The organism is Acidovorax bellezanensis (assembly GCF_025421555.1).
Classification (GTDB): Bacteria; Pseudomonadota; Gammaproteobacteria; order Burkholderiales; family Burkholderiaceae_C; genus Comamonas; species Comamonas bellezanensis.
Genome location: NZ_JAODYH010000005.1, coordinates 71,064 through 83,651, shown reverse-complemented (window position 1 = coordinate 83,651; position 12,588 = coordinate 71,064). Strand labels below are relative to the sequence as shown.

10 protein-coding genes and 1 pseudogene are annotated in these 12,588 nt (G+C 63.8%); 7 read left to right on the top strand and 4 right to left on the bottom strand.

The features are described from left to right. Positions 1 to 29: 29 nt before the first annotated feature. The 3 genes and pseudogenes from N0K08_RS11910 to N0K08_RS11900 all read right to left on the bottom strand — a co-directional run bounded on the left by N0K08_RS11910 (position 30) and on the right by N0K08_RS11900 (position 4,498). On the bottom strand, positions 30 to 2,378 hold the full coding sequence (locus tag N0K08_RS11910; protein ID WP_261500573.1) for a hypothetical protein: 2,349 nt from the start codon (positions 2,376 to 2,378) through the stop codon (positions 30 to 32). Between the two features lie 64 nt (positions 2,379 to 2,442). Beyond that, positions 2,443 to 3,384, bottom strand: a pseudogene (locus N0K08_RS11905) (YifB family Mg chelatase-like AAA ATPase); the annotation flags it as partial. A 151-nt stretch (positions 3,385 to 3,535) separates the two neighbouring features. After that, entirely contained in the window at positions 3,536 to 4,498 is a 963-nt protein-coding gene (locus N0K08_RS11900; protein WP_261500572.1) for a Bug family tripartite tricarboxylate transporter substrate binding protein, read from the bottom strand. A gap of 547 nt (positions 4,499 to 5,045) precedes the next feature. On the opposite strand from N0K08_RS11900, the gene N0K08_RS11895 reads away from it, so the two are divergent. The 7 genes from N0K08_RS11895 (at position 5,046) to N0K08_RS11865 (ending at position 12,050) form a co-directional block, all read left to right on the top strand. Continuing rightward, a complete protein-coding gene (locus tag N0K08_RS11895; protein WP_261500571.1) occupies positions 5,046 to 5,747 on the top strand; it encodes a TorF family putative porin in 702 nt (233 codons plus the stop codon). Positions 5,748 to 5,791: 44 nt separating this feature from the next. Then, complete coding sequence (glnK, locus tag N0K08_RS11890) at positions 5,792 to 6,130, top strand: P-II family nitrogen regulator (RefSeq protein ID WP_261500569.1); 339 nt, start codon at positions 5,792 to 5,794, stop codon at positions 6,128 to 6,130. A 31-nt stretch (positions 6,131 to 6,161) separates the two neighbouring features. Beyond that, a complete protein-coding gene (locus tag N0K08_RS11885) occupies positions 6,162 to 7,574 on the top strand; it encodes an ammonium transporter (RefSeq protein WP_261500568.1) in 1,413 nt (470 codons plus the stop codon). A 354-nt stretch (positions 7,575 to 7,928) separates the two neighbouring features. Further along, a complete protein-coding gene (gene glcE, locus N0K08_RS11880) occupies positions 7,929 to 9,056 on the top strand; it encodes a glycolate oxidase subunit GlcE (protein WP_261500567.1) in 1,128 nt (375 codons plus the stop codon). 16 nt (positions 9,057 to 9,072) lie between these two features. Further along, the gene (gene glcF, locus N0K08_RS11875; RefSeq protein WP_261500566.1) at positions 9,073 to 10,329 is read left to right on the top strand and encodes a glycolate oxidase subunit GlcF; all 1,257 of its coding nucleotides are present in this window, start codon (positions 9,073 to 9,075) and stop codon (positions 10,327 to 10,329) included. A gap of 242 nt (positions 10,330 to 10,571) precedes the next feature. Continuing rightward, positions 10,572 to 11,498: a ProQ/FINO family protein gene (locus tag N0K08_RS11870; RefSeq protein WP_261500565.1), complete on the top strand. Its 927-nt coding sequence runs from the start codon at positions 10,572 to 10,574 to the stop codon at positions 11,496 to 11,498. A gap of 285 nt (positions 11,499 to 11,783) precedes the next feature. Further along, entirely contained in the window at positions 11,784 to 12,050 is a 267-nt protein-coding gene (locus tag N0K08_RS11865) for a hypothetical protein (protein WP_261500564.1), read from the top strand. A gap of 27 nt (positions 12,051 to 12,077) precedes the next feature. Here the strand turns inward: N0K08_RS11865 and N0K08_RS11860 are convergent, their stop codons facing one another. Further along, positions 12,078 to 12,569, bottom strand: a complete 492-nt coding sequence (locus N0K08_RS11860; RefSeq protein WP_261500563.1) for a glutathione peroxidase — start codon at positions 12,567 to 12,569, stop codon at positions 12,078 to 12,080. Positions 12,570 to 12,588 lie beyond the last annotated feature (19 nt).

Here is a 12,588-nt window from a genome sequence, read left to right as displayed (position 1 = left end):
CTTGCTCAAGGAGCGCCTCCTGAGTGGGCCTATTCATACGCGATGTTTTCAACAAGCGATGCAGACGCATTTTTTTTCGCAGAAGATAGAAATTCTCGAATGTCAGTGCGGTGATTCGATGCGCTCTGTATATAGGGGACGAGTGCATTCGTCATTTCTGCCCAATACCTTGCATGTGGCGACAGAGTGCGGGCCGGTTGCTCAGCTGCCAACGATATGCTAAGCATTAAAGTGAGAACTTCTTCGTTCAGCGAGAAGACTACCTCGCGTCTTTTTTTAATATCTCCGATTGACCAAGCATCTTCAGTGGGTTCGTCCGAAATATCTCGATCTATCAAAGGTATATGGAGCGCATGCTTCCCCAAAAAAAGATCCACTTCTCGCATTGATGAAAATCCACTGGCCTTAAGCAAATGTTTGCTCTCCTGCAGTGCTTGGACGATGATCCCCGTCTGGAAGATGCGAATCCATCGCTCCTGGAAAAAATCGCGCAAAACCTTGGGCAAATAACGATCCAGTAGGGCCGGTTCGTATTTTGCGTGTCCGAGTGCCTTAGCCATCTTTTCAACACTCTTGGTTTCTATGAAAACCAGTGTTCCCGCGCTTGCACGAAGCGTTGCTAGGGAGAATCTATCTGAAAATCGCTCTGCTTCGACCTCATTCATTCCTGCTCGCCTCGCACTGGTCTTCAAGCGCAAAAGGCTCGCCGGTGTGCTTGATAGTGAGGCAATTCTGTTGACTCGCCTTGGGTACGCAAAACCTTTCCCGGCTGTGAGCAGGAGGTACCGCCAGTTGTCGTCGCCTTTCATGCGAAGATAGTCTCGAAGCGGTGTCGTTAGAATGATGATTTGCTTTAGCGCGAATGCAGACCTTTCGTTTAATGTAATCCGCTGTTCGGCAAGCTCCGCACCTCGGCGTCTTTTGTCTCCAACTAAGATTTCACCTCCGTCAGTCTGCACGAGCCCGCTCAGCTTATGCTCTTTGTTGTAGAGCTGATGCTCCTCAAAAAAAGCTGGCGTGATTTGTGGATGCTCACCGACGATAACTGCACAATGCGGGAGTAGCGCGCCGGTAGCAGGAATTGCAAGTTCCTCTACCCATCGCGAAGCCGGCCTTGGAAACAGCAGATGTAGGGCGTGGATATCGAGTGAGCATGGATATCCATGACTTTCGTACGTCGCCGCAGCATTCTTAAGGTGGTCCGCATGTTCCCAGCTTGTCGGGCTCTTTTCAGTATGTCTTCCTGCTGACTCAATGGTGCGCACCTTGCCTTGTTTGGCGAGGATTTTTCGTCTTTCCGAAATATGTGCAACACGAACTACTTCATTCCATGCCCATTCTTTAGCAGCATCGAGGTCGCTTTTGATCTGAGTAAAGATCAGATGCATCGCTTCCTCATCGCTGACTGTGAGTGGAACCGGCGTGAGGAGTTTTTCGTGGATTTCCCCATCCGGACTGGATCGAATGTGAGTGGGCTCGTGCTTCCGATTGACCGGGGCCGGCATGGGAAATGTGCCTTTGGGTTTTGCAATCAAGCCGGTAGCAAAAACGTAATCATAGAAAAAAGTCTTTACTCCGCACCTCCAAAGATTTATCACCCTTCCAATGTCGCCGCTGTCGCCATCCTTGTATGCGCTGCGCAGATAGTGCTCATAAATCTGTTTAAAGAGCTCAGTTGTCTGAATCTCATCGGCAAGAGACTCGATTGTGAAAGAGTGATTGGTCTCGGCTATGAATTCGGAAAATGCGTGTGCGCCAGTGAGCCTAGTGCGGTGCCTTGCTCCAAAATAGGCTTTACACGCCTCGTAAAACATTTCCGTAAATTCAGCACCGAAACTGGTATGAAGCGGCAGCAGCTTCACGGATGTCATCGCCCCCGACTTTGATCTGCAGGGCCACCCCTGCCAAATGACCACGCTTCCAGGGTTGAGAGGCATTGTTTCGAAGAGTCGCGTCAAGGGTTCAGTTTTTTCAGGAAATTTCGAAAACTCGCTCGCATCCCATGTCAGTAGAGCTCCAACTTCCGCGGCCATTTTCCGACGCATCGACAACAAGATGGACATTTGCGCAACTCGCGCACTGGGTTTAGCGCAATAGAACTTCTCGGAGCAAATTGCACCGAGCAATTGCTTGAAATAGCGGTCCCAAACACGAAATGATGATGCATCGAACGTCTCGGGGGCACGCTGATCCGAAATTTGCAGGAAGCACTCCAAGAATTGTGTGAGGTTGCTGCACTTCCGCTGGCCGTTCAAGGCGAGCGTCATCGCGCATTTGTTCCAAACTTCAAAAAAAGCTTGGCTCAACACCTTGTACGGGTGACTACGGACGGCACACCAGTTGTTGATAATTGCTAAGTCCAAAAGATGTGCATTCATCTTCGTAACCTATTGAATTTACGAGCCAATTTCATTTTGGACAATATTGGCTAAAAAGTCAAAATGGTAATTCATCGAGGAACAGCACGCCGTGGTGGGCCTGGGAGATTTCGCCGGGACGCGGCGGTGAGCCGCCACCGACCAGGGCCACGGCGCTGGCCGTATGGTGCGGGCTGGCCGTGGGGCGCTGGGCCCAGTGCTGGACGCAAAAGCGCCCGGCCAGGCTGGCCAGGGCGGCGGTCTGCAGGGCTTCGTCCACGGACATGGGCGGCAGCAGGTCGGCGAAGCGCTGGGCCAGCATGGACTTGCCCGCGCCCGGCGGGCCGACCAGCAGCAGGCTGTGGCCGCCGGCGGCGGCGATTTCCAGCGCCCGCTTGGCCTGGACCTGGCCTTTGACGTCGGCCATTTCGGCACGGGTGACGGGCGCCTCCAGCGGCTGGCCCCGCACCTGCTGCCAGCCGGGATGGGGCAGCGCCTCGCCTTCGGCGCGGGGCAGGAAAGCGCGCACCACATCGAGCAGGTGGCGCGCGCAAAACACCTGGGCCTCGGGCACCCAGGCCGCCTCCTCGGCACTGCCGGGCGGCAGCACTTGCAGCACCTGTTCGCGTTGCTGGTGCAGCGCCAGGCTGGTGGCCAGTGCGCCGCGCACCGGGCGCAGCTCGCCCGACAGCGACAGCTCGCCGGCGAACTCCCAGCCGGCCAGCCGGCCTGCATCGATCTGCCCGCTGGCGGCGAGGATGCCGACGGCGATGGGCAGGTCAAAGCGCCCCGAATCCTTGGGCAGGTCGGCCGGCGCCAGGTTGACCGTGATGCGCTTGTTGCCCGGGAACTCGAGCCCGGCGTTGACCAGGGCGCTGCGCACCCGCTCGCGGGCCTCCTTGACTTCGACATCGGCCAGGCCGACCAGCGTGAAGCTGGGCAGGCCGTTGGCCAGATGCACTTCCACCGTGACCTGGGGCGCATGCAGTCCAAGCAGGGCGCGGCTTTGAACAAGGGCGAGGCTCATGGGTGTGCATCCAGGCGGAACAACTCGCCACAGTGTGCCAGTGATGGTCCTGCGAAATTGCAACAAATAGCGTTATGAATCATGGGCTTGGCGCGGTCCGGGGCGGCGGCTGGCCAGGGCGATGCCCCTGGCCCGGGCGTCGCTCCAGGGTTCATTCGGCGGTGATGCCCTTGTCGGCGATGAGCTGGGCGTAGGTCGCGTGGTCGGACTGGATCATCGCGGCAAACTGTGCCGGCGTGGTGGTCCGGGCGACAGCGCCCTGCTCGTTGAGCTTCTGGGCGATCTCGGGCTGGGCCACGGTGTCGCGGATGGCCAGGGCCAGCCGGTCAATGGCGATCCGCGGCGTCTTGGCCGGCGCCAGAATGCCCACCCAGGAAATGGACTTGAAGCCGGGCACGGTCTCGGCCACCGTGGGCACGTCGGGCAGGACGGGGACGCGCTGTGCGCCGGTCACGGCCAGGGCGCGCAGCTTGCCTGACTTGATGTGGCCCATGCTTTCCAGCACGGTGGCAAACGACATCTGTACATGGCCGGCGAGCAGGTCGGCGATGGCCGGGCCGCCACCACGGTAGGGCACGTGCTGGATATCGGTCTGGGTGGCGCTCTTGAACATTTCGCCAGCCAGGTGCATGGAGCTGCCGGCACCGGAGGTGCTGTAGCTGAGCTTGCCCGGCTGGGCCTTGAGCAGGGCGATCAGCGCGGGCACGTCCTTGGCCGCAACGCCGGGATGGACCAGCAGCACCTGGGGCAGTTCGGCGATCAGGCTGACCGGCGCGAAGGCGGTCTTGGCGTCGTAGGGCAGCTTCTTGTAGAGGATGGGGTTGATCGACTGGGTGCCGATGTTGCCCAGCAGCACCGTGCTGCCGTCGGGGTGGGCGCGGGCCACCTGGTCGGCGCCGATCACGCCGGCGGCTCCCGGCTTGTTCTCGATGATCACGGTCTGGCCCAGATGGGTGGCCAGGGCATTGCTGATCAGGCGGGCGCTGGTGTCGCTGCCGCCGCCGGGCGCGAACGGCACGATCAGCGTCAGGGGCTTGGCGGACTGCGCCATGGCGAGGCTGGAGAGTCCGGCCAGGGCCAGAGTGGCAAGAACACGGTGGGAAGGGAATCGCATGCGGTCTCCGTTGTCGTTATGCCGCCGCAGGGCCGCGTGGACGGCAGGCACTGCCTTCCACGCTGGTTCGCGCGGCCCTGTGGCAAAAAAGCCGGCACGCGCTCAGCGCGCACCAGCGACAGCCGCCGTGGACCGGCGGTTTTCTGGGGGAGGCGGGATCCACTGCATCCAGCGCTCTGATTCCTTGTTGTCGGTTGTCGTACAACATCTGCAGGATTGTGGTCTGCAAGAACAGGCATGGACTCCGGTGTTTTCCCTGGCAGCATGGCCCCGCCAGTCGCCATGACGACATGGGGACAGACCTTTGTCCCGCGCCCAGCCCTGTCCTGGGGCGGGGGGGCACGGGAATTTACGGACTTGGTGCAAGGCCCGTTTTGGTGCATCGTCAGCGCGGGTGCATTCCGGCTGACGCGCACCAGATTGGTGCGTTGTCGGGGATTGCCCGGGCGCTTGCGCCATGGCGTCGCAGCGCTGGCCCGCTTGTTTCTGGTTGGCACGCTTCCTGCTTTTCAGTGTTTGTCGAAAACTTTTACAACTGGAGAGCGCCATGTCCCGTATTTGGATGAAAACCGTCGGTGTCGCGTTTGTCGCCGCCTTGCCTTTGCTGGCCAGCGCCGAGTTGACTGCCAATGTCAGCCTGACCAGCAATTACAAGTTCCGGGGACAGGACCAGGACGCCAGCCGCAGCAAGGCCGTTAAGCCTGCGCTGCAAGGCGGTTTTGATTACAGCTTCGGCGACACGGGCTGGTATGTGGGCAACTGGAACTCCAGCGTGGATTGGGTGCCGGGCAACTCGCTGGAAACCGATTTCTACGGCGGCTACAAGTTCCAGGGCGCCGGCCTTGACTGGGATCTGGGCGCGCTGACCTATGTCTACTCGGGCGGCAGCGCGGCCAACACGACGGAGCTGTACGCCGCGACGACCTACGGTCCGCTGACGGCCAAGTATTCGCACACCGTCTCGAAGAAGTACTTCGGCGCCGTGGGCGGCCGCAACACCGGCTATTTCAACCTGGCGTTCGCCAAGGAAGTGGCACCCAGCGTGACGCTCAAGGCTTCCGTGGGCTATACCCGCTTTGCCAGCGACGTCCAGGGCGTGCCGAACTACATGGACTACAGCGTCGGCGGTGCCTATGACTTCGGCAGCGGTCTGTCGCTGGGCGCGGCCGTGGTCGGCGCGAACAAGAAAAATTTCTTTGGTGACGTCAACAAAAACCGCGTTGTGGTTACGCTGACCAAGGCCCTGTAATCGAGAGGGCGCCTGGTGCGCCCCGCTTTTCGGAGGAACAAGACATGAAAATGGTGACCGCCATCATCAAACCCTTCAAGCTCGACGAAGTGCGTGAAGCACTTTCCGACATCGGCGTGCAGGGCATTACCGTGACTGAAGTCAAAGGCTTCGGTCGGCAAAAAGGCCATACCGAGCTGTACCGCGGCGCGGAGTACGTGGTGGACTTTCTGCCCAAGCTCAAGATCGAAGCGGCCATTGCCGACGACATGGTCGACCGTGCGCTGGAAGCCATCGAGACCGCGGCCCGCACCGGCAAGATCGGCGACGGCAAGATTTTTGTCTCCCACCTCGAACAGGTGGTGCGCATCCGCACTGGCGAGACCGGCCAGGAAGCCCTTTGAGGCCTGCGTTCGTACGATCAGAAAGATTGCCATGAAAAAATTGCTTGCATCTCTATGCCTGGGCGTCAGTCTCCTGTCCGGCGGCCTGGCCCTGGCGCAAACCCCTGCCGCTGAAGCGCCTGCCGCCGCGGCCGTGGTCGAAGTCGTCAAGGAAACCGCAGCTGCTCCCGCCGTCGCTGTCGCGGCGGTGGTGGCCGAGGCCGCAGCCCCCGCGGCAGCCGCCCCCCAACTCAACTCCGGCGACACCGCCTGGATGCTGACGTCGACCGTGCTGGTGATCCTGATGATCATCCCCGGCCTGGCGCTGTTCTATGGCGGCCTGGGCCGCTCCAAGAACATGCTGTCGGTGCTGATGCAGGTCTTCGTGATCTTCTCGCTGATCACCGTGCTGTGGGCCATCTACGGCTACTCGCTGGCTTTCGGTGGCGCGGGCAAGTTCTTCGGCGGCTTCGACAAGCTGTTCCTCAAGGGCATCACTCCCGACACGCTGTCGAGCGCGCTGGTGACGATTCCTGAATACGTGTTCGTGTCCTTCCAGGCCACGTTCGCGGCCATCACCGTGGCGCTGATCGTGGGCTCGTTTGCCGAGCGCATCAAGTTCGCGGCCGTGCTGGTGTTTGCCGTGCTGTGGTTCACCTTCAGCTACATCCCCATGGCCCACATGGTCTGGGGCGGTGGCCTGCTGGCGGAAGACGGCGCGCTGGACTTCGCCGGCGGCACCGTGGTGCACATCAATGCCGGTATCGCCGGTCTGGTCGGTGCCTACGTGCTGGGCAAGCGCCTGGGCTTCGGCAAGGAATCCATGGCCCCGCACAGCCTGACGCTGAGCATGGTCGGTGCTTCCCTGCTGTGGGTGGGCTGGTTCGGCTTCAACGCCGGCTCGGCCGGTGCGGCCAACGGCGTGGCCGGTCTGGCTTTCGTCAACACCATCCTGGCGACCGGTGCCGCGACCCTGTCGTGGTTGGCGGGCGAAGCGCTGCACAAGGGCAAGGCTTCGATGCTGGGTGCGATTTCGGGTGCCGTGGCCGGTCTGGTGGCGGTGACGCCGGCCGCTGGCTTCGTCGGTCCCATGGGTGCCATCGTGATGGGCCTGATCGCCGGCCCCCTGTGCCTGTGGGGCGTGGGTGGTCTCAAGCGCATGCTCAAGGCTGACGATGCGTTCGATGTGTTCGGCGTGCACGGTGTCGGCGGTATCGTCGGCGCCATCCTGACCGGCGTGTTCTGCGCGGCCAGCCTGGGCGGTATCGAGCCGGCCAACTACTCCATGGGCCATCAGGTCTGGGTGCAGGTCAAGAGCGTGCTCGTGACCGTGGTCTGGTCGGGTGCGGTGGCCTTTGTGTCCTACAAGGTGGCGGATCTTCTGGTGGGCCTGCGGGTCAGCGAAGAAGAAGAGCGCCAAGGCCTGGACATCAGCTCCCACGGCGAAACGGCTTACGTACGATAAGACAGCCGCCGGGCCGCCCCAAGGCTGCGACGGCCCCCAGGGGGGCAGCGGCTACGCGAAGCGAGCAAGCGTGGGGGCGTTAACCCAGCCCGGCGCGGGCGGCCCTGTCTGGTGGCAGGGCGCCCGGCCAAAATCTTTGCGAATCCTCCAAGTTCAGCATCGCTGGAATTTCAGCCCACCCCTCGGTGGGCTTTTTTTTTGTCGCCGGGCCGCCCCAAGGCAAAAAGACGCCCCCGTGGGGGGGCAGCGGCTACGCGTAGCGAGCAAGCGTGGGGGCTTTTTTATCGTGTCACGTGCAAAAAATTCACGCGCCCGCGACAGCCGCGGGACAGGTGCAGCCGCTACGATGGCCGCATGGATTCAGCCCTTCGCCAGATCACCGAGCGCGTACGCGCCGCCCTTGCCGACCAGACTCCGCTGCGCTTGCGCGGTGGTGGCAGCAAGGACTTTCATGCACCGGCCCTGGCCGGTGAGCTTCTCGACACCCGGCCTTTGCTCGGCGTGGTCAGCTACGAGCCCAGCGAACTGGTGGTGACCGCACGCGCGGGCACTTCGCTGGCCGAATTGCAGGCCTTGCTGGCCGAGCACGGCCAGTGCCTGCCGTTTGATCCGCCGCATTTTTCGACAGGCGTAGCGGACGGCGCCACGGTGGGCGGCGCGGTCGCTGCGGGCTTGAGCGGCCCGGCGCGTGCCAGCGTGGGCGCGGTGCGCGACTACGTGCTGGGCGTGGAAATCCTCAACGGCCGGGCCGAGCTGCTGCGCTTTGGCGGCCAGGTGATGAAGAACGTCGCGGGCTACGACGTCTCGCGTCTCATGGCCGGCTCCTGGGGCACGCTGGGGCTGATCACTGAAATGAGTCTCAAGGTGCTGCCCGTGGCGCCGGGCGAGGCCACGCTGCGCTTCGACTGCACGCAGGCGCAGGCACTGCAATGGCTCAACACCTGGGGCGGACAGCCGCTGCCGCTCAACGCCAGTTGCTGGCTCGAGGATGCGGGCCGGGGCAGCCTGTTCTTGCGCCTGCGCGGCGCCAAGGCGGCCGTGGAATCGGCCTGCCTGCGACTGGGCGGCGAGCGCCAGGACAACGCCCGGGCCGGGGCCGACTGGGACGCCTGCCGCGACCAGCAACTGCCCTGGTTCACGGACCGACTGGCCAGACCAGAGCTCGCGCTGTGGCGGCTGTCCGTGCCGGCCCAGGCGCCGGCGCTCGTTCTGCCCGAAGGTGCACGCGGCCCGCTGGTCGAGTGGCATGGCGCGCTGCGCTGGGTCCAGGCCCCGCGCAGCCTGGGCGGCGCGCTGCAGGCCCTGGCCGCCGGAGTCGGTGGCACGGCCCGGATGTTCTGCGCCGAGCGCGACGCGCCTGCCGCTGCCGCCGCGGTCGACGTCGCGGTGCAGCCCGCGCTGGCCGCCTTGCAGGCCCGCCTGCAGCAGGCGTTTGATCCGGCCGGCATCTTCAATCCCGGACGCCTGCAGCCCCTGGCCTAATTTTCGGACCTCCGCCATGCAAACCCAACTTGCCCCCGCTTACCAAGGCACGCCCGATGGCGCCGAAGCCGAAGCCATCCTGCGCAAATGCGTGCACTGCGGCTTTTGCACTGCCACCTGTCCGACCTACCAGCTGCTGGGTGACGAGCTCGACGGCCCGCGCGGTCGGATCTACCTGATCAAGCAGGTGCTCGAAGGCCAGACGCCCACGCGCGCCACCCAGCTGCACCTGGACCGCTGCCTGACCTGCCGCAACTGCGAAAGCACCTGCCCCAGCGGCGTGCAGTACGGCCACCTGGTCGACATCGGCCGCAAGGTGGTCGACGCCCAGGTGGAGCGGCCGCTGGGCGAGCGGCTCACGCGCTGGGCGCTGAAGGAAGGTCTGTCCTCGCCGCTGTTCGCGCCGGCCATGAAGCTGGGCCAGGCCGTGCGCCCGCTGCTGCCAGCAGCCCTCAAGGCCAAGGTCACCACGCCGCGTGCCGCGGGTGACTGGCCCACGCGCCAGCACGCACGCAAGGTGCTGCTGCTCGCGGGCTGCGTGCAGCCCGCGATGTTGCCGCGCATCAACTACGCCACGGCGCGCGTGCTCGACGCGGCCGGGATCCAGACGGTGATTGCGCCCAAGGCCGGCTGCTGCGGCGCCGTGAAGTTCCACCTCAACGACCAGGACGGCGCGATGGTGCAGATGCGCGCCAACATCGATGCCTGGTGGCCTGAAGTGGACAGCGGCGCGGTGGAAGCCATCGTGATGAATGCTTCGGGCTGCGGCGCCACCGTCAAGGATTACGGCCATGTGCTGCGCAACGACCCGGCCTATGCGGCCAAGGCCGCGCGCATCAGTGCGCTCACGCGCGACCTGAGCGAGCTGCTGCCGCAATTGCTGCCCGAGCTGGCCCAGCGCCTGCAAGGCCGGATCCAGGCCCCGGCCGGCGTCATGGCCTACCATCCGCCGTGCACGCTGCAGCATGGCCAGCAGCTGCGCGGTGGCGTGGAAACGCATCTGGCCCAATTGGGCTTTCAGCTGCGCGTGGCGCGCACCGAGTCGCATCTGTGCTGCGGCTCGGCGGGCACTTACTCGGTGCTGCAGCCGGCCCTTGCCGGCCAGCTGCGCGAGCGCAAGCTGGATGCCCTGGGCGATGCCTGCGGTGAAGCGCCTCCCGTCGCCATCCTTTCGGCCAACATCGGCTGCATCACCCATTTGCAAAGCGGCACCGAGGTGCCGGTGCGCCACTGGGTGGAAGTGCTGGATGAAGCCTTGTTTGAGACCCCCTGAGCCGCTTGCGCCGGATGGCCGGCCCCGGCTTCCCCCTGGAGGGGGACGGCAGCCTCGCTGCGCGGCGGCGCTTGCTCGCTGCCCCTGAGTTGGGCCGCGCCAGTTTCGTGGGCTCTGCGTGTTGTTGCGGACGACGGATTTGAGCGCTTGCGGGCCTCCGCAGAGACAACGCCGCTGTGCGGCGATTGCCAATGCTGGCATGATGCAGGGTTTTCTTTTATTCCATTGAGCTGCGCTACGCCATGACTGATCCCGTGTCTGAACCACAAGAACAGAATACTGCGACCCCGGCCACCGGGGTCACCCCCGCTGTGATCGCCTCGCAGGCTGACACCGGCGCTGATGTTTCAGCAGCGGCTGATTCTTCCCGCAAACCCCGTCGCCGAGGCGGCCGCGGTCGCCGTGCGACACCTGCTGGTGCGGCACCCGCCGCTGAACGTTCCGCCCCAGCGGCCGAGCGCTCGGCCCAGGGCCAGGGCGCTCGCGCGCCCCGCAGCCAGCATCCCATGCTGTTGCAACTGGCCGATTTCTACCCCCAGCTGTTCGGTGAAACGCCGCTGCCCATGAAGCGCGGTATTTTCCAGGACCTGCTGGACGCCCAGCCCGAAGCCTTTGACCGTGACGGTCTGAAGGTGGCGCTGTCCATCCATACCCGCTCGTCGCGCTATCTCACGGCCGTGGCCGCGGGCCAGCCGCGCCATGATTTGCAAGGCCAGCCGGTCGAAGCCATGGCTGCCGAACATGTGCACCATGCGCTGCTCGAAGTCTTCCGCCGTCGCCAACAGCGCTCGGCCGAAGACCTGCGTCCCAAGCTGCTGGGCCGCATCATCCAGGCGTTCGAAGCGTCGGGCCTGAGCCGCGAAGCCTATGCCGAGCGCGTGCAAAGCCGCGATGACGCCGCCAACGCACTGGTCGACGAAGCCCTGGCGGAAGCCGCGGCGCGCGCCGCCAAGGACGAAGCCCTGCTGCGTGCCTTCGAAGCCAGCGGCCAGGACATGGCGGCGTTTGCCGACATGTACGGCATGGTCGCGCGCAGCGTGGCCCAGACCGTGGAACGCGCACGCCGCCGCAAGGCCCAGGCCGCGGCTGCGGCCGAACAAGCTGCTGCGGCGCCCGCCGCGGGATCGCCCGCCGCGGGATCGCCCGTCGAGGCGGCCGACCAGACCTGATGCACGGGGCGGCCGCGAGGCTGCCGTGCAATGGACCAAAGCCCTGTGCGCGCGAGCGCCCGGGGCTTTTTTGCGTCTGCTGCGTGCAGCGGCGCCGCGCCAGTGCCATTCCAGGAGTGTGACAACCCAGCGCTCTCGCATGCTGGCGAGCAACGGAACGTATCGATCTTCGATGTTACTTAGTCCCTGGCTGGCTGCGTGTCATCGGCATCTGTGCGCCACGGTCGTAAACCTCAGCCTGGCTGGTTTTGCAATCCATGTTCAAAAGGGTTCAGTATGTCGATCATGAAATTCACGGCAACACCGTCTCGGTGGGCAGAGATATTGAAAAATGATGAGGCCATCCAAACCAGTTTGGGAGTGCTGGAAAAACAGCCCGAGGAACAGGTGGGCGAGGTGTTGATACAGCGGTGGGATCAAGGGACCATGGCCAACCACGGAGCATCCAAAACCCCGTACCGCGGCATGTATGCTTCCGTGGACCAGCTCGAAGAAATGAACGCGGCCACGCTGATCGGTGCGCATTGCGCCGACGACACCTGCCTGGCATGAGGCCGAAGCGGCCTCAGGGCCGCGCTGTCACCCGAGGGCGGCGGCAATGTCCTTGGCCAGCTTGGCGGGCGCATCCTGCGGTGCGTAGCGGCGTATCACCTGGCCGTCGCGGCCGACGAGAAACTTGGTGAAATTCCATTTGATGGACTTGCTGCCCAGCAGCCCCGGCGCCTGGGCCGTGAGCCAGCGGTACAGCGGGTGGGCGCCGTCGCCGTTGACTTCGATCTTGGCCATCAAGGGAAACTGCACGCCGAAGTTGCGCTCGCAGAAGGTGGCGATTTCGTCGGCGCTGCCTTTTTCCTGCTGGCCGAACTGATTGCAGGGAAAGCCCAGCACCGTCAGCCCCTGGTCGGCGTATTGCGCATGCAGCGCCTGCAGGCCCGCGTATTGCGGCGTGAAGCCGCAGGCGCTGGCGGTGTTGACGATCAGCAGCACCTGGCCCTGGTAGCGCGACAGTGGCACCTCCTGGCCGCGGATGTCGGTGGCGGTGAATTCGTAAATGGAGGCGGCGTCGGTCATGGGCGGTCCTTGGCAGTGC